Origin of the sequence: Spirillospora sp. NPDC048911 (genome assembly GCF_043198015.1) — a bacterium.
Taxonomy (GTDB): Bacteria; Actinomycetota; Actinomycetes; order Streptosporangiales; family Streptosporangiaceae; genus Spirillospora.
The window spans coordinates 352,095-367,901 of the sequence record NZ_JBICUD010000002.1; the positions used below are offsets into that span (position 1 = coordinate 352,095).

Below are 15,807 nucleotides of genomic sequence, written 5' to 3' on the forward strand. Positions count from 1 at the left end.
AAGGCCGTGACCCCGCCCGGGGCCACGGCCTTGCGTTTTCCGCGGTTGGACGCTCGACCGTCCCACATGGTGAGAATCTCGGCCACGGATCGGGATACTTCGCGGGACCGGGGGTACCGTGGGATGAGTCATGCGGCGCTTCGTAGTAATCCTTCGCTGCCGCAGCGGGGCCTGAACGGCAGGCCGCACCCCGCTGCGGAGTGAGGTGTCGGCCGTAAGCCCTGTTCGGTGCCGGGCCGTGCGAACCACGGTGATCCGGCACCCCCGGAACAGCAGCCACCAGAGACCCACGGAGCAGATCATGAACGAGACCTTCAACGCCGCGCCCGCCGACGACCAGGACGAGGCGTCGCGCGCCCTGCAGACCGCCCTGGACCGCCGAGACAACGGCGGCCAGCCCGGCCACTAACCACCCCACACCTCCACCCCCGCACGCTCTCCAAGGCGGTGCGTCTCTGTTGCTCGTGTGACCGCCGTGGCTGGGCTTTGGTCACGGCGGTTTTGCGTCTAGCGCCAGGGCCAGGGCTCCCATGAGTGAGGCGTCGGCGGTGAAGTGGGCGAGTTCGACCTCTGGCGGGAACGGCACGGCCGCCGCCAGCAGCGCGCCGAGCCGGGCCATCAGGGAGGGTTCGGCCGCCATGCCGCCGCCCAGGACGACCCGGCTCGCGTCGAGCGCGATCGCGAGATTGGCCACCGCCATCCCCAGCCGGTCCAGTGCCTCGTCGAGCAGCCCGGCCACGCGCGGGTCGTCGCGCAGGGCGAACAGCTCCGCCGCGCTCACCTCCCGGCCGAGCAGTCGTGTGCCTAGTCTCGCCAGGCCGCTCCCGGACGCGTACTCCTCCAGTGGGGCGCGCCCGGCCGCGTGGCCGGGCTGCATGGGGGAGTGCAGGGCGTAGCCGATCTCGCCGGCCGCGCCGTTGGTGCCGCGCAGCACGCGCCCGTCCACGACGATGCCCGCGCCGAGCCCGGTGCCGGCGTTGACGTAGAGGCCGACGCCGACGCCCGCGAGCCGTCCCCAGCGGACCTCCGCGGCCGCCGCCGCGTTGACGTCGTTGTCCAGCAGGGTGGGCGCCTTGAGCCCCTCTTCGAGCAGGTGGGAGAGGGGTTGCTCCTCCCACCCCGGAACGTTGGGCGCCAGCGTGACCCGCGGCCCCCGGACGACCCCGAACGTCGAGACGCCGACCGCCGCCGGAGGGCCGCCGCCGGTCTCCTCGATGAGGCGGCGCGCGGCGGCGACCGTGCGCTCGATCACGGCGGGAGCGCCGTCGGTGGCGCGCGTCGCCAGCCGGTGGCGGCGGAGCAGCCGCCCGGCGGTGGTCGCGGTGGCGAGGGCGATCTTGGTGCCGCCGAAGTCGATGCCGAGGACGGTGTCCCCGCTCACCGGCCGCCGCCCGGGCGGGCGCGGCGGGCGGTCGAGTCGATGGCCACCGCGAGCGCGAGCACGGCCGCGGTCACCATGAAGCGCACCGAGGAGTCGACGTTCAGCAGCAGCATGCCGTTGGTGACGGACTGGAGGACGAGGATGCCGAGCAGCGCCGCGTAGGGCCGGCCGCGTCCGCCGAACAGGCTCGTCCCGCCGATCACCGCCGCCGCGATCGCGATGAGCAGGATGTCGCTGCCGCCGGAGCTCTGGTTGACCGCCGAGAGCCGGCTGGCGGCCAGGATCCCGCCCGCCCCGGCGAGCGTCGCCGCCGCGACGAACGCCATGATCCGGATCCGGGTCACGCCGATCCCGGCCCGGCGGGCCGCCTCGGCGTTGCCGCCGACCGCGTAGATCCAGCGGCCCGGCACGGTGTGCCGCAGGCCGAGATCGAGCAGCACGACGAGCGAGCCGAAGATCACCAGGGTGAGCGGCACCCCGCGGTCGCCGTTCAGCACCACCACCACGGCGGCCAGCACGGCCGCGAGCAGGACGGCGCGGACGAGCAGCCATGCCATTGGCCGGACGGGGAGGTCCGCGCGCATCCTGGCCTTCCGGTTGAGCAGGGACGAGCCCAGCGTGGCGGCGGTGATGGCGATGACGGCGAGCCAGCTCAGCCACGGCGGCAGCCAGGTGTCGCTGACCTTGGCCACCGAGCCGTCGAACGGCAGGTTGATCGTGCCCTCGTCGCCCAGGAGGTAGAGCAGCAGCCCCTGCCAGCCGATCAGCCCCGCGAGCGTGACAACGAACGACGGCATGCCGAGCAGTGTGAACATCAAGCCGTGCAGCAGCCCCACGAGCGCGGCGGCTCCCAGGGCGAGGAGCACGGCCACACCCGCGGGGAGCCCCTGCTTCACGTACAGCAAGGTCATCACGACCCCGCACAGCCCGCTCACCGAGCCGACCGACAGATCGATCTCCCCGAGGAGGAGCACGATGACGACGCCGAGCGCGATGGTGCCGGTCGCGGCCATCTGGAGCGCGAGGTTGGTGAGGTTCTCGGCCGACAGGAAATGGTCGTTCAGCGAGCCGAACACCGCCGCGATGACGACCAGGCCCGCCACCACCGGCAGCGCGCCCGGTTCGCCACCGCGCAGGCGTCCGGCGAGCTCGGCCGGACGCGGCGCGGAGATCCGCCGCGAGGTCTGGGTGATCACGCCGCCGCCTCCGCCCCGGTGATGGCCGCCACGACGGCCTCCTGGCTCGTGTCGGCCGTGCGGAAGTCTCCGGCGTTGCGGCCGAGGCGGAGGACGACTATCCGGTCGCTGACCGCCCGCACGTCCGCGAGGTTGTGGGAGATGACCAGCACCGCCAGCCCCCGGTCGCGCAGGCGCCGGACGAGGCCGAGCACCTGGGCGGTCTGTTCCACGCCTAGTGCCGCCGTCGGCTCGTCCAGCAGCACCACGCGCGGCTCGCCGAGCAGGGCGCGGCTGATCGCCACCGACTGCCGCTGGCCGCCCGAGAGCGCGGCGACCGGCGCCCGGATGTCGCGGATCCGGACGTCGAGGGAGGCGAGCAGGTCGCGTGTGGCGCGTTCCATCTTGAGCTGCCGCAACAACGACCAGCGGTGCGTCTCGGAGCCCAGGAAGAGGTTGGCGACCACGTCGAGGTTCTCGCAGAGGGCGAGGTCCTGGTAGACGGTGGAGATGCCGAGCGCCTGCGCGTCGTGCGGCCGCCCGATCCCGGCCGGGCGGCCGCCGAAGTAGAGCCGGCCCGCGTCGGGCGTGATCACGCCGGAGATCGCCTTCACCAGCGTCGACTTCCCGGCGCCGTTGTCGCCCACCAGCGCGACCACCTCGCCCGCGCTCAGGTGCAGATCCACCCCGTCGAGCGCCCGCACCGCCCCGTACCGCTTGGTGATGCCGCGGACCGAGAGCACGGCCTCGCCCGGCTCGCTGCTTCCCGGCTTGCCGTCGGCTGATCCGGACGTCGGCTTGTCCGCCGTCATTGGAGCCCCGCGGTCTTGCACGCGGCGGCGACCTGGCCGGTGCAGATCTTCTGGGCCGTGTAGAAGCCGTCCTTGATGATGGTGTCCTTGATCTTGTCCTTGGTGACGGCGGTCGGGGCCAGCATGAAGGCCGGGATGTCCGCGGAGCCGTTGTTCACCTTCTGCGGCGCGGCCGGCTTCTCACCGCGCGCGAGCGCCACGGCCAGGTCGGCCGACCGTTCCGCCTGGGCACGGATATTGAGGTAGACGGTCATGTTCTGCTCGCCGGTGAGGATCCGCTGGACGGCGGCGAGCTCGGCGTCCTGGCCCGTGATCGGCGGCAGGGTCTTGTAGCCCGCCCGCTTCATCGCCGCGATCGCGCCGCCCGCCATGCCGTCGTTCGCCGACAGGACGCCGACGATCGTGTCGCGGCCGAGCGCGGTGATGGCCTGCTCCATCTGCTGCTGGGCCTTGTCGGGGCTCCAGTCCGGAGTGTCGAACTCCCGTCCGATCTGCGCCTTGCCGTCCAGGACCTGGTGCGCGCCCTTCTTGTAGTCGGCCGAGCTCGGGTCGGTGGGCGCCCCGTTCATCATGACGATCTTGCCCTTGCCGAGCGTGCCGCGCGCGGTCATGGCGTCCAGCAGCGCCTGCCCCTGCATCTGGCCGACGCGCACGTTGTCGAACGAGACGAAGTAGGAGTAGTCGACGCCGGTGATGAGCCGGTCGTAGGCGATCACCGGGATCCGCCGCTGGCGTGCCTGGTTGACCAGCGGCGCGGCCGCCTTGGCGTCCACCGCGTCGAGCACGATGACGTCGGCGCCCTGCGTGATGGCGCCCTCGACCTGCGACTGCTGCTTGGTCGCGTCCTGGTCGGCGTTGCCATAGATGATCTTGCAGCCGGCGCAGAGGCTCTTCACCCGCGCCTCGAACAGCGGCCGGTCGAACGCCTCGTACCGCGTCGTCTTCGACTCGGGAAGGAACAGCGCGATCGTCGCCGCCCCGTCCTTGCCACCGCCCTTGTCGCCTTTGTCGTCCTTGCCGTCGGAGCCACAGCCGGCCGCCAGCACGGCCGCGGCCACCGGGATCACGTACCACCCACGACGCATCGATCTCTGCCTTCCCTCGGCCTCCGGGGTACAGTGAAAGTAAGGGAGGCTTCCTAACAAAACAAGCCCCAGGGGCGCCGGATCTCCGTGCCGTGGTATGCCACTCTCGGAGAGTCGAACAGGGGGAGACGCGTGACGATCGGGACCGGGCCCGGCAACGGCAAGCCCATCGCGAGCACCACCAGCGTGCTGCGGGTGATGAACGAGCGGGCCGTCTACGAACGGATCCGGGCGGAGGGCCCGATCTCCAGACCCGAGGTGGCCCGGCTGACGGGCCTCTCCAAGCCCACGGTCTCGCTGGCCCTGGCCGACCTCGAACGGACCGGCCTCGTCCGCACCGTCGGGCACCGGACCGGCAGCGCGGGCCGCGCGGCGATGCTCTACGAGATCCATCCCGGCGCGGGCCGGGTCATCGGCATCGACGTCGGCCTCGAATGGGTGCGGGCCGCGCTGTCAGGCCTCGACGGCGAGCCGATCGTGCGGCGCGACGTCCGGTCCCAGGCGCGGAGCGCGGACGCGCTGATCGAACAGCTGGCCGCCCTGGTCGCCGAGCTCTCCGCCGAGGCGGGAATCGGGCCCGGCGACGTGACCTACATCGTCCTCGGCACCCCCGGCGTGCACGACGTCGAGAACCAGCGCCTGCGGCTCGCGCCCAACCTGCCCGGCTGGGACCGGCCCGGCGTGACGCGGCAGCTCGCCGACCGGCTGCCCGCCCCGTTCCTCATCGAGAACGACATCGCGCTCGCCGCCCTCGGCGAACAGGCGCACGGCCTCGGCGCCGGGATCTCCGACTTCGCGTTCCTGTCGATCGGCACCGGCATCGGGATGGGCATCGTCCTGGAGGGCAGGCTGTTCCGCGGCTCCCGGGGCGCCGCGGGCGAGGTGGCGTTCCTCCCGTTCGGCGAGGCCGACCCGCTCACCCACGCGCCGGGCGCGCGGCGGCACGGCATGCTGGAGAGCGTGCTGTCGGCGGCCGGGCTCGTCGCCACCGCGCGCCGGCTGGGCATGCCCGGGCACCCGACGGTCAAGAGGGTGTACGACGCGGCGCGCGCGGGCGATCCGATCGCGCAGGAGGCCGTGCGGTACGAGGCGGGCAACCTCGCCCGCGCCCTGGCCAGCGTCATCGCCCTGCTCGACCCCGAGCTGGTGATCATCGGCGGCGGGCTGGGCCAGCACGGCGTGGACGTGCTCCTGGACGCGGTACGCGAGCGGCTGGCCGACATGACCCCGCTCGATCCACCGCCGATCGAGCCCTCCGCGCTGGCCGAGGAAGCCACCGTGCTCGGGGCGCTGGCCACCGGCCTGTCCACCGCCATCGACATCGTCTTCAACCGCGCCGTAGCCGAACCGGCAGTCGGCTGATGACAGACGCACCCAAAGCGGCCGCACCGAGGGCAGACGGTCCGAAGGAGGAGGCGTCAAGGGCGGAGGTGCCGAAGATGGAGGTAGCGAGGGCGGAGGCGGCGCAGGCGGAGGCGGAAATGGCGGCGGTGGATGTGGTTGCGGCTTTGCGGGGGGCGGGTGGGTTGGGGCCTTACTTTGAGATCGTCACCGACCCTGCCGAGGAGGCCGATCCGACGTGGCGTCCGCTGCCGGAGAAGGATCCGGAGCGCCTGGCGGGGCTCGTCGACGCGTACGCCCAGCGGCTCGGCACCGGCGAGCGGCGCGTGGCGGCCTCGATCCTCTTCCAGGGCCTGGCGTCCCGCCTGTGGTCGCCCACGGTGGCGGCCGCCGCGCTCGGCGTCGTTCCGGACCTGTCCAGCCTGCACTGGCGATGGGCGCCCGGCGCGCCGATCGCGCTCTGGCTCGCAGAGCCCTCGGGATGGCCGGGCTCGGCCGACCGCCTCTACGAGACGGTGGTGACCGGCCAACTGCAACCCTTGCGCGACACGATCCTCCAGGTCGTACGCCTGGCCGACGGCCTGCTCTGGGGGAACGCGGCGTCGGCCCTGGCCGGAACGCTCCGCGCTGGAACCCTCCGGCCGGACCTGGCCGCGCCGCTGAACACCCTTGTACGGGACCTGTTCTCCCGTGGCCCGCTCACCGGCACGGGCTCGTTCGAACAGGGCCGGGGCTTCGTGCGGCGCAGCTGCTGCCTCTACTACCGCGTCCCGCCCGGTGGCGAGATGTGCGGCGACTGCGTACTGCTGACCCGCTGAGCCGGTTCGGCCTGGTGTGTGCGGAAGGCTCGTTCTGTGAGGGCCCCGAAGAGCAGGCCCAACGTCGCCCAGAGCACCACCTGGATTCCCAGCGAGGCGATCCGGAAGTCCCACAGCACGGTGGCCGGGAAGCCGTCCGCGACCGCGTCGGGCTCGGGCGTGAACCGGTGGACGATCCCGACGACGACGGCGAAGCCCACCGCGGCCACGATCGTCGCGTTCCACGCCCCGAGCCTGGGCAGCAACCGGCGCTGCACGATCACCGCGGCGGCGGTGCCCAGGAGGCCGAGCGCCACCATGCCGAAGTAGAGCGTCGTCCGGCTGCCGATCGTGTCCGGATTGCCGACCGCCGGGGGTGTCGGCGGGTACTTCAGGAACGGCACGACCACCACCGCCACGAAGCCGCCGAGGGCGACCAGCGCCGCCGTGGCGCGGGCGTCGATCGCCCCGATCCGGCCGTAGGCGAACGCGAACGCGATGGCGAAGAGGCCGCCGACCGCCACGCCGTAGACCACCATCGCGGTGATCAGACCGGCCGTCTTCTGGGCGGTACGGCTGACGACCTCGGCCTCGGCCGCCTCACCACCGTGATGGTGCGTGGCCGCCCGGGCCTCCTCGAAGGAGATGGCGTGCCCCACCTGGGGTTCGCCGTAGATCCAGGCGATCACGAGCGCGAGCGCCGCCGCGGCGATCCCGGCGAGCATGCCGCGGATGAGAAGGGAGCGCATCATCAGTGGCAGGGGAACCCGAGCAGGTGCCGGCCGTCGTGCGTGAACTCGTGCACCCAGGTGCCGCTGAACAGGGAGGTGGCGCCCTGCTCGGCGCCGACGAAGTAGAGCAGCAGGAGGCCGAGGACGGCGGCGAGGACCGCCCAGGGCAGGATCTCGCGGACGGGGACGCGCAGCGGGACAGGCAGCTCCTGGACCTGCGCCGACGGCACGGTTGACTGGGCCATGGGATCTCCTCACGGGGTGCACTCGCCCCGGTGACGGGAGGACGGCAGGACAGTTCCTGACTTCCGGGAGCCTTGGCGGGCCGACCGGACACAGTGGCGGGACCGTCCTGGAATCGCACCAGGTTCCTGCGCACTGCCGCCTCGATGTGAACTTGTCCTGCTGAGCGTCCACTTCGCATGGGCACCGCGTCAAGTAGCCCCATCGGGTGACAGTCCAGGCCGGACGAGATGGTGATCTCGGATGGTGAGACCGGTGCTCACGAGCTGAGACGTTGGGGTAGAGTGCGCGCATGGTTTCCCGCAACATTCGGCTGGCCGTCATCCCGGGTGACGGGATCGGCCCGGAGGTCGTCGCCGAGGGGCTCAAGGTCCTGGAGGCCGTCGCCCCCGCGTCCGGCCTGGCGTTCGAGCAGACCCGCTACGACCTGGGCGCCGCCCGCTGGCACCGGACCGGCGAGGTGCTGCCCGACTCGGTGCTCGACGAACTGCGGGGCCAGGACGTCATCCTGCTCGGCGCCATCGGCGACCCGAGCGTGCCCAGCGGGACGCTGGAGCGCGGGCTGCTGCTGCGGGCCCGCTTCGAGCTCGACCACTACGTCAACCTGCGGCCGGTCAAGCTCCTGCCGGGCGCCGCGACCCCGCTGGCGGGCGTGCGGCCCGAGGACATCGACATGGTCGTCGTCCGCGAGGGCACCGAGGGCCCCTACACCGGCGTCGGCGGTGTGCTCCGCAAGGGCACCGACCACGAGGTCGCCACGCAGGAGAGCGTCAACACCGCGTACGGCGTCGAGCGGATCATCCGCTACGCGTTCGAGCAGGCCGCCGCCAGGCCCCGCAAGAAGCTCACGCTCGTCCACAAGGACAACGTGCTGACCTTCGCCGCCGGGCTCTACCAGCGCTACCTCAAGGAGCTCGCGGCCGAGTTCCCCGACGTCGAGACCGACTACTGCCACGTCGACGCGGCCACGATGTTCTTCGTCAACCAGCCGCAGCGCTTCGACGTGGTCGTCACCGACAACCTCTTCGGCGACATCATCACCGACCTCGGCGCGGCGGTCGCCGGCGGCATCGGGCTGGCCGCCTCAGGCAACATCAACCCGACCGGCGCCGCCCCCTCGATGTTCGAGCCGGTGCACGGCAGCGCCCCCGACATCGCGGGCCAGGGCAAGGCCGACCCGACCGCTACGATCCTGTCCGTCGTCATGCTGCTCGACCACCTCGGTGCCGCCGAGGCCGCACGGCGCGTCGAGCAGGCCGTCGCCGATGACCTGCTGGAGCGCCCGGGCCTGGGCGCCCGGTCCACGTCGCAGATCGGCGACGCGATCGCGAAGCGAGTATCCGGCTAGGGGCGCGCCTCTCTGGTCACCAGAGCGAACTCCGGGCGTGCCTCGCGGCGCGCCCGGATTTTTTCGTGCGCACCGTGATCAAGGAGTAGCACTCGGACGAAGTACGACAATGGGCATAAGGGAATGCCGGGCGGCGATGGGGCCGCGGCGGCGATCCGGGAGAGGACCGAGACGATGAGCAGCACCCTGGACTTCGAGATCAACCTGACCGGGCAGCCGACCCCGGCCGCCGAGCGCGAGCGCATCCTGGCCGATCCGGGGTGGGGTGTGCACTTCACGGATCACATGATCATGATCCGTTACCAGGAGGGCAAGGGCTGGTACGACGCCCGCCTGGAGCCCTACGGCCCGATCCCGATGGACCCGGCCAGCCAGGTCCTGCACTACTCCCAGGAGCTGTTCGAGGGGCTCAAGGCCTACCGGCAGGCCGACGGCTCGATCGTCACGTTCCGCCCGACCGCCAACGCCGCCCGGATGAACCGCTCCGCCCGCCGCATGGCGATGCCGGAGATCCCCGAGCAGCTGTTCGTGGACGCCCTCGAACTGCTCGTCCGCACCGACCGGGAGTGGATCCCCGGCAAGGAGGGCCAGAGCCTCTACCTGCGGCCGTTCATGTTCGCGACCACCCAGGCCCTCGGCGTCAACCGGCCCGCGGCCGAGTTCCTCTTCATGGTCATCGCCTCCCCGTCCGGCCTCTACTACCCCCGCGGCATCAAGCCCGTCTCGGTCTGGCTGTCGCAGGACTACGTGCGGGCGGCGCCCGGCGGCACCGGCGAGGCCAAGACCGGCGGCAACTACGCCGCCTCGTTCGCCGGTCAGGCCGAGGCGGTCGCCAACGGCTGCGACCAGGTCGTGTGGCTCGACGCGATCGAGCACCGCTGGGTCGAGGAGGTCGGGTCGATGAACCTGTTCTTCGTCCACGGCTCGGGCGCCGGCGCGCGGCTGCTCACCCCGGCGCTGAACGGGGCGCTGCTCGCGGGCATCACCCGTGACTCCATGCTCAAGCTCGCCCCCGACCTCGGCATCCCGGTCGAGGAAGGCAAGATCAATATCGACGAGTGGCAGGCCGGCTGCGAGTCCGGCGAGATCACCGAGGTCTTCGGCTGCGGCACCGCCGCGATCATCAGCCCGGTCGGCCACGTCAAGGGCTCCGACCGCGAGTGGAACATCGGCACCGGCGAGCCCGGCCCGATCTCCATGAAGCTCCGCGAGGAACTCATCGGCATCCAGTACGGCACCAAGCCCGACCCGTACGGCTGGGTCCACAAAATCTCTTAACAATGTGGGGGGCAACCCCCCACACCCCCCGCGCCGGGCCGGCGGCCTTGCTTCGCGGCGGCCACCGTCCCGGGCAGGGGCTCCGCCCCGACGACCCCGGCAGGGGGCCCGCCCCCTGCACCCCCGGTCAGCGGGCCTTTCCCCGTCTGAACACGTTTCGTCTCGATATTTGAGATCGATGTCTTATTTCCTTGGAGCGTGTGGCATGCTTGCCTGCATCATGCGCTTCAGCCTCGTCATTATCGGCTGGCGCGCCGGCAGCTAACGGGACATAGCCGGCGCGCAGACCTCTCACGTCCGTGAGGGGTCTTTAGTGTTTTAGGGGCTCGTGCTTTCCAGGGCAAGCACACGCGCCAGCCACACCCCAGGGGGGATTTCGATGCAGGGCGATGGTTTCCACGTCTACGACACCACGTTGCGCGACGGCTCGCAGCAGGAGGGGCTCAACCTCTCTGTGGCGGACAAGCTCGTCGTCGCGCGTCATCTCGATGAGCTCGGGGTCGGCTTCATCGAGGGTGGCTGGCCGGGCGCCAACCCCAAGGACACAGAGTTCTTCCGGCGGGCTCAGACCGAGCTCGACCTGAAGCACGCGCAGCTCACCGCGTTCGGCGCGACCCGCCGGGCCGGTGTGCGGGCCGCCGACGACCCTCAGGTGGCCGCCCTGCGCGACTCCGGCGCTCCCGTCGTGACCCTTGTCGCCAAGAGTCACGACAGGCACGTCGAGCTGGCCCTCCGCACGACGCTGCAGGAGAACCTCGCGATGATCCGCGACACGGTCTCCCACCTGCGTGCGGAGGGCCAACGAGTCTTCCTGGACGCCGAGCACTTCTTCGACGGCTATCACGCCAACCGCGCATACGCGCTGGAGGTCGTCCGGACCGCCGCCGAGGCCGGGGCCGACGTCATCGCGCTCTGCGACACCAACGGCGGGATGCTGCCCGACGAACTCGCCGACGTTGTTCATGAGGTGGTCTCGGTGGGCGCTCGGGTCGGCATCCACTGCCACGACGACTCCGGGTGCGCGGTGGCCAACTCGCTCGCGGCCGTACGGGCCGGGGCGACGCACGTCCAGGGCTGCGCCAACGGCTACGGCGAGCGCAGCGGCAACGCCAACCTCTTCACGGTCATCGGCAACCTCCAGCTCAAGCGCGGCATGCGGCTCGTCACCGACGGCCAGCTGGCCGAGATGACCCGCATCGCGCACGCGGTCTCGGAGGTCACCAACGTCACGCCCAGCTCGCAGCAGCCGTATGTGGGCCTGTCGGCCTTCGCGCACAAGGCCGGTCTGCACGCCTCCGCCGTGAAGGTCGACCCCAACCTCTACCAGCACATCGACCCGGCCACCGTCGGCAACGACATGCGCATGCTCGTCTCCAGCATGGCCGGCCGCGCGTCGGTGGAGCTCAAGGGCCGCGAGCTCGGGTACGACCTGTCCGGCGAGAAGGCCAAGCACGTCGTGGACCGGGTCAAGGAGCTGGAGTCGACCGGCTACACGTTCGAGGCCGCCGACGCCTCGTTCGAGCTGCTCCTGCGCGAGGAGCTGACCGGCGTCCGGCAGCGGCACTTCGAGGTCGAGTCGTGGCGCGCCATCGTCGAGCGGCGTCCCGACGGCTCCATGGTCAGCGAGGCGACGGTGAAGCTGCACGCCAAGGGCGAGCGGATCGTCGCCACCGGCGAGGGCAACGGCCCGGTCAACGCGCTCGACAACGCGCTGCGGATCGCGCTGGGCCGGCTCTACCCCGAGCTGGCGCGGCTGGAGCTGATCGACTACAAGGTCCGCATCCTCGAAGGGTCGCACGGCACCAACGCGCGGACCCGCGTCCTCATCGAGTCCAGCGACGGCACCCGCGAGTGGGGCACGGTCGGCGTCGAGGACAACGTCATCGCCGCGTCCTGGCAGGCGCTGGAAGAGGCCGTGACGTACTCCCTGCTTCACGCGGGATACGAAGCGGGATAGGGGAATGTCCGCCGCAGGGCGGGCATTATCCGGTCATGAGCAGAGAGATCACCGACAACGCCCAGCAGAGCCGCTTCGAGCTCCACGAGGACGGCATCCTCGCGGGCTTCGCGGAGTACGACCGCCGGCCCGGCCAGATCGTCTTCACCCACACCGAGGTCGACTCGGCGTACGAGGGCCAGGGCATCGGCAGTGCCCTGGCCCGCGGCGCGCTGGACCACGTCCGGGCCGAAGGAGGCCTCTCCGTGGTCCCGAACTGCAGGTTCATCAAGGGGTGGATCGACAAGCACCCCGACTACCAGGGTCTGGTGGCCTGACCCGTCAGGCCTTGGGCTCGGCGCTCTGGATCACTTCGAACGACCACAGCTCGGCACTGGCGGCCGCAGGGCCGCCGTGCCCGTGCCCATGGCCGTGCGCGTTCGCCTCCTTGGCAGCCTGCGCGTGACCGTGCTTGAACGCCTGGCTCTCCGTCCAGCGCTGGAAGTCCTCCTCGCTGCGCCACTGCGTGACGACCAGGTAGCGGTCGATGCCCTCCACCGGACGGAGGAACTGGAACCCCTCGAAGCCCTCGGCGGACTCCACCAGCCCGGCCCGGCCCGCGAAGCGCCGCTCCACCTCCTCGCGCATCTCCGCCCGCACGGTCAGCGCATTGATCTTGATAACGGACAAGTCGGGACTCCTCGGCTCGGTGGGCGCACGTCGTTCAGCGGAAACGTTAACGCGCTGATCACACCGCCCGCAGCGATGAGCCGCCCGCGAGGTACATCCACGCCGTCAGGGCGGACTCCTTCACCTGGATCTCGACCGGCAGGTAGCAGGCCGGGTCGACGAACCCGGGCCCCTGCTGGATGACCGCCTCGTACACGAACGCCGAGGCGATGAACCCGAGGTCGGCCACCGTCTCGGCGAGCCTGCTCTTCAGGACCGGCGCCTCCAGCAGCCGCGCGGTCTGGATGATGGCGGTGCCGGACACCCCGCGCGGGTCCCACGTCACCGGGCCGACGTGCAGCGCGACCCGCAGCTGCAGCCGCGTCGCCTCGCTGGCCCGCCGGTTGTGGCGCCGGAGCCCGGCCTCCAGCCGGGCCAGCATCGGATCGACGACCGACCGGGTCGGCGTGTCGGGCGGGACGATGATGAGGGCCCCGTCGCCGCGGTCCTCCTGGTAGTAGTCGGCGTGGCCGAGCCCTGAACCGGCGAACGCGTCCTGGAGCATCTCGTACATCGAGTTCCGGACGATCATCCGATCGTCGTCATCGCGGACGTGCCCGCCGAACCCCGCGATGTCGGTGAACAGAATGGAGCAGTTGCCGCCGGACCAGGCCGGGACCTGCGGCCGCCCCCAGCCCGCCGGCCTTGGCGGGACTTCGGTGAGACGGTCGTAGACCTGCCTTTCTAGGACCGCCTGCACCCGCGGATGCTCGGCGAGGAAGTCCAGGAAGCTCTCGGTGCGCGTCTGGTACGCGCTGACGTCGGTCTCCGCGGTGACCATCGCCGACCGGGCCCGCACGAGCAGCGCCGCCCGCTCGCCCACCAGATCCCCGGGCCCCCGGAAGGCGATGTCCCGGACCCCGTCGGGCTCGTGGACCCACACCTTCGCCCAGCCGGACAGGATGACGATGACATGCTCGGCGGGCAGCCCCTCCCGGCACAGAACGTCGCCGGGCCGGTAAGACGCCTCCCGAGCCCGCCCTTGCAGCGCCCGCCGTTCCTCCTCCGTAAGCGCCTGCCAGAACGCCATGCCGTGCCGCGTGTCCGGAGCCCCTCCGCCGGCTCCGGACACGCAGGCCCCCGCCGTGTTCGGGATGAGCAGGTCTACCTCGGTGGTGTCTCGTACGAGCATGTTCGTGGCCGACGGTTCCCATCGGCCGGGCATGTGCTGGACGTTCTTGGCCGTCCCATGCGTCGCCTCGCCGCGTGAACCTCGGAAGATCGTTGTCAAGGGCCGGGTGAACGCGAGTTCGTCGCTCGACTTGAGCGCGCGAATCTCCTCGACCGTCGTCGCCAGCGAACGGCCTCTCCTGGTCAGCGCGATCTGGTCATAGGTGAAACCCGCGACGGGTACCGCCACGAGCGCCAGCACCGCCGCGATGACCCCGCGGGTCCCGCCGACCAGCACCGCACCCGCGATGACCAGCATCGAGAGACCGATGACGGCCACCGAGAGGCTCGGCCTGACCGATCCCTGCGCCGGGGGCCGGACGGCCTCCTTGCCCGGTCGTCGTCTGTCCCGCTCTCTGTTCACTTCGCCTCCCTTCCCCTGGGGAGGGGCGCCCGGCGGTTGCGCGGGCCTGGTTAGTGTCAGAGTAGGACGATGCTCGTACGATGTACATGCAATACGCGGATATAGTTATGATGCAACTTTCACAGAAGCCGAGCGTCCTGTGATTGACATGTGATGTTCAAGCAGGTTTTTTTGGCATAGAGTGCGGGAAGCATCCGTTCAGGATGCTTGCGAGCACAGCACGTTTGCGAGGCGTCTCACGTACTCCGCTCGGTGAAACCCCGACACCAGGGCGGACCCCGTGGTCCGTGCCGGTGGCCTCCGATGGGAGAACCCGCAATGAAGAACCCGGGAACGGCCTCCGAGTCGCACAGCAGGGAGACGGGCCGGCGAGCGCCCGACGAGGGCCAGCAGTCCGCGGCCCCGATAGGGGAGCGGGTCACCGTCAACCTCAGCCTGAAGGCCCGCGATGCCCTCGAGGAGATCATGCACCTCACCGGCATCAACAAGACCGACAGCATCAGCCGCGCCCTGATCGTCTACGCCGAGATCGAGCGCATGGCCGGCAACGGCGGTTCGATCTACTGCCGCGAGACCCCCGACGGCGACCTCATGAAATGGAAGATCGTCTAACCGGATCCGTGGCTCAGTGGATCTTGAGCGCGAGAAGAAGCATCGTGTTGAGCATGCTCGCCGTGAGCGCGGCCTGAGGAGAGCCCCGTCCGTGCAGCCACCTCGCGTGGGACGTGGCGTGCGGTGCCGGCGCAGTGCGGATTCGCGGCGTTCGTGACGTCGGCGTACGGCCGATGCGTTTCTCGAAGAGAGCGCCCGCCGGGCAGTCGTCTGCGGTGGTGCGGACGCCCACGTCCCGGAAGCCCTGGCGACGGTAGTAGGCGTGCAGTCCGTCGTTGTCGGTCCAGACATCGACGCGGATCAACTTCGCAGGGGTGAGCCGGCGGCGTCCCTGCCACCCCGCCCAGTCGATCAGCTCGGCGCCGAGGCCGGTACCGGCATACGCCCGGTCGACCACGAGCCTGTGGAGGTAGACGGCCTCCGTCCTCTGCTCGTCCTCCGTCCAGAGATCGTTGCCGAACGGGGTGATCGTGACCGAGGCCGCCGGTGTGTCACCGTCCCACAGGATCCAGGTCAACCGGTCGACGACCCCGTCGTGGACGCGCTTGTTCCGGCTGTCCTGGTCGGGCCAGGGACGGCTCCACTGCTCAGTGTCCTTCTCGGCACGCAGCCAGTCGGCGGCCTGCTCGATGAGCCCGATGATGATCGGTACGTGCTCCAGCTCGGCGAGGCGGATCTGGAAGCGCGGTCTCCGTTGACGGATCCGAAACCTGCGGACCCCGGCGTTGACGTTCACGTGGATTCCTGTGCTCCGAAAGTGCGCGCCGCTACATCTCCGGACCGCTGATGCCGGATACGGCGGCAG

16 protein-coding genes and 1 riboswitch are annotated in these 15,807 nt (G+C 70.8%); of the genes, 7 read left to right on the plus strand and 9 right to left on the minus strand.

Going from position 1 to position 15,807, the window contains the following annotated elements; translation table 11 throughout:
* Window positions 1-490 precede the first annotated feature (490 nt).
* Genes ACGFNU_RS08765 through ACGFNU_RS08780 form a run of 4 tightly spaced genes read right to left on the minus strand, consistent with a single transcriptional unit; the run spans window position 491 to window position 4,453 of the window.
* Window positions 491-1,381, minus strand: a complete 891-nt coding sequence (locus ACGFNU_RS08765; protein ID WP_392591548.1) for an ROK family protein — start codon at window positions 1,379-1,381, stop codon at window positions 491-493.
* Window positions 1,378-2,577, minus strand: coding sequence for a sugar ABC transporter permease (locus tag ACGFNU_RS08770; RefSeq protein WP_392591550.1), 1,200 nt, complete (start codon window positions 2,575-2,577; stop codon window positions 1,378-1,380). Before ACGFNU_RS08770 ends, ACGFNU_RS08765 begins: the two co-directional genes overlap by 4 nt.
* Window positions 2,574-3,368: an ATP-binding cassette domain-containing protein gene (locus tag ACGFNU_RS08775; RefSeq protein ID WP_392591552.1), complete on the minus strand. Its 795-nt coding sequence runs from the start codon at window positions 3,366-3,368 to the stop codon at window positions 2,574-2,576. Before ACGFNU_RS08775 ends, ACGFNU_RS08770 begins: the two co-directional genes overlap by 4 nt.
* On the minus strand, window positions 3,365-4,453 hold the full coding sequence (locus ACGFNU_RS08780; RefSeq protein ID WP_392591554.1) for a sugar ABC transporter substrate-binding protein: 1,089 nt from the start codon (window positions 4,451-4,453) through the stop codon (window positions 3,365-3,367). Before ACGFNU_RS08780 ends, ACGFNU_RS08775 begins: the two co-directional genes overlap by 4 nt.
* Before the next feature lie 132 nt (window positions 4,454-4,585).
* Between ACGFNU_RS08780 and ACGFNU_RS08785 the strand changes: the two genes are divergently transcribed.
* Window positions 4,586-5,815, plus strand: coding sequence for an ROK family protein (locus tag ACGFNU_RS08785; RefSeq protein ID WP_392591556.1), 1,230 nt, complete (start codon window positions 4,586-4,588; stop codon window positions 5,813-5,815).
* Between the two features lie 164 nt (window positions 5,816-5,979).
* Window positions 5,980-6,612 carry a (2Fe-2S)-binding protein gene (locus ACGFNU_RS08790; protein ID WP_392591558.1) on the plus strand — a complete coding sequence of 211 codons (633 nt, stop codon included), beginning with the start codon at window positions 5,980-5,982 and terminating at the stop codon, window positions 6,610-6,612.
* Here ACGFNU_RS08790 and ACGFNU_RS08795 read toward each other — a convergent pair.
* Entirely contained in the window at window positions 6,555-7,343 is a 789-nt protein-coding gene (locus tag ACGFNU_RS08795; protein WP_392591560.1) for a CbtA family protein, read from the minus strand. The two genes, ACGFNU_RS08790 and ACGFNU_RS08795, sit on opposite strands and share 58 nt — an antisense overlap.
* Complete coding sequence (locus ACGFNU_RS08800; RefSeq protein WP_392591561.1) at window positions 7,343-7,567, minus strand: CbtB-domain containing protein; 225 nt, start codon at window positions 7,565-7,567, stop codon at window positions 7,343-7,345. The genes ACGFNU_RS08795 and ACGFNU_RS08800 overlap by 1 nt, the downstream gene beginning before the upstream one ends.
* 29 nt (window positions 7,568-7,596) lie before the next feature.
* Window positions 7,597-7,743, minus strand: a riboswitch (cobalamin riboswitch).
* Between the two features lie 114 nt (window positions 7,744-7,857).
* Here ACGFNU_RS08800 and ACGFNU_RS08805 point away from each other — a divergent pair.
* The 4 genes from ACGFNU_RS08805 (at window position 7,858) to ACGFNU_RS08820 (ending at window position 12,465) form a co-directional block, all read left to right on the plus strand.
* Entirely contained in the window at window positions 7,858-8,913 is a 1,056-nt protein-coding gene (locus ACGFNU_RS08805; RefSeq protein ID WP_392591563.1) for a 3-isopropylmalate dehydrogenase, read from the plus strand.
* 174 nt (window positions 8,914-9,087) lie between these two features.
* Entirely contained in the window at window positions 9,088-10,191 is a 1,104-nt protein-coding gene (locus tag ACGFNU_RS08810; RefSeq protein WP_392591565.1) for a branched-chain amino acid aminotransferase, read from the plus strand.
* A 379-nt stretch (window positions 10,192-10,570) separates the two neighbouring features.
* On the plus strand, window positions 10,571-12,148 hold the full coding sequence (gene cimA / locus ACGFNU_RS08815) for a citramalate synthase (RefSeq protein ID WP_392591567.1): 1,578 nt from the start codon (window positions 10,571-10,573) through the stop codon (window positions 12,146-12,148).
* Window positions 12,149-12,183: 35 nt separating this feature from the next.
* A complete protein-coding gene (locus ACGFNU_RS08820) occupies window positions 12,184-12,465 on the plus strand; it encodes a GNAT family N-acetyltransferase (protein ID WP_392591568.1) in 282 nt (93 codons plus the stop codon).
* A gap of 4 nt (window positions 12,466-12,469) precedes the next feature.
* Here the strand turns inward: ACGFNU_RS08820 and ACGFNU_RS08825 are convergent, their stop codons facing one another.
* Together ACGFNU_RS08825 and ACGFNU_RS08830 are read right to left on the minus strand one after the other, a co-directional pair.
* On the minus strand, window positions 12,470-12,817 hold the full coding sequence (locus tag ACGFNU_RS08825; RefSeq protein ID WP_392591570.1) for an antibiotic biosynthesis monooxygenase family protein: 348 nt from the start codon (window positions 12,815-12,817) through the stop codon (window positions 12,470-12,472).
* A 58-nt stretch (window positions 12,818-12,875) separates the two neighbouring features.
* The gene (locus tag ACGFNU_RS08830; protein ID WP_392591572.1) at window positions 12,876-14,390 is read right to left on the minus strand and encodes a cyclic nucleotide-binding domain-containing protein; all 1,515 of its coding nucleotides are present in this window, start codon (window positions 14,388-14,390) and stop codon (window positions 12,876-12,878) included.
* 318 nt (window positions 14,391-14,708) lie between these two features.
* Here ACGFNU_RS08830 and ACGFNU_RS08835 point away from each other — a divergent pair, with 318 nt between their 5' ends.
* Entirely contained in the window at window positions 14,709-15,002 is a 294-nt protein-coding gene (locus tag ACGFNU_RS08835; RefSeq protein ID WP_392591574.1) for a hypothetical protein, read from the plus strand.
* Window positions 15,003-15,015: 13 nt separating this feature from the next.
* On the opposite strand, the gene ACGFNU_RS08840 is transcribed toward ACGFNU_RS08835, so the two are convergent.
* Window positions 15,016-15,738 carry a GNAT family N-acetyltransferase gene (locus tag ACGFNU_RS08840; RefSeq protein ID WP_392591576.1) on the minus strand — a complete coding sequence of 241 codons (723 nt, stop codon included), beginning with the start codon at window positions 15,736-15,738 and terminating at the stop codon, window positions 15,016-15,018.
* Window positions 15,739-15,807: the final 69 nt, after the last annotated feature.

Coding starts and splice junctions, on each gene's coding strand:
- ACGFNU_RS08775 (WP_392591552.1), bottom strand. CDS start 3,368: ATGACGGCGGACAAGCCGACGTCCGGATCAGCCGACGGCAAGCCGGGA.
- ACGFNU_RS08780 (WP_392591554.1), bottom strand. CDS start 4,453: ATGCGTCGTGGGTGGTACGTGATCCCGGTGGCCGCGGCCGTGCTGGCG.
- ACGFNU_RS08795 (WP_392591560.1), bottom strand. CDS start 7,343: ATGATGCGCTCCCTTCTCATCCGCGGCATGCTCGCCGGGATCGCCGCG.
- ACGFNU_RS08800 (WP_392591561.1), bottom strand. CDS start 7,567: ATGGCCCAGTCAACCGTGCCGTCGGCGCAGGTCCAGGAGCTGCCTGTC.
- ACGFNU_RS08805 (WP_392591563.1), top strand. CDS start 7,858: ATGGTTTCCCGCAACATTCGGCTGGCCGTCATCCCGGGTGACGGGATC.
- ACGFNU_RS08810 (WP_392591565.1), top strand. CDS start 9,088: ATGAGCAGCACCCTGGACTTCGAGATCAACCTGACCGGGCAGCCGACC.
- cimA (WP_392591567.1), top strand. CDS start 10,571: ATGCAGGGCGATGGTTTCCACGTCTACGACACCACGTTGCGCGACGGC.
- ACGFNU_RS08820 (WP_392591568.1), top strand. CDS start 12,184: ATGAGCAGAGAGATCACCGACAACGCCCAGCAGAGCCGCTTCGAGCTC.
- ACGFNU_RS08835 (WP_392591574.1), top strand. CDS start 14,709: ATGAAGAACCCGGGAACGGCCTCCGAGTCGCACAGCAGGGAGACGGGC.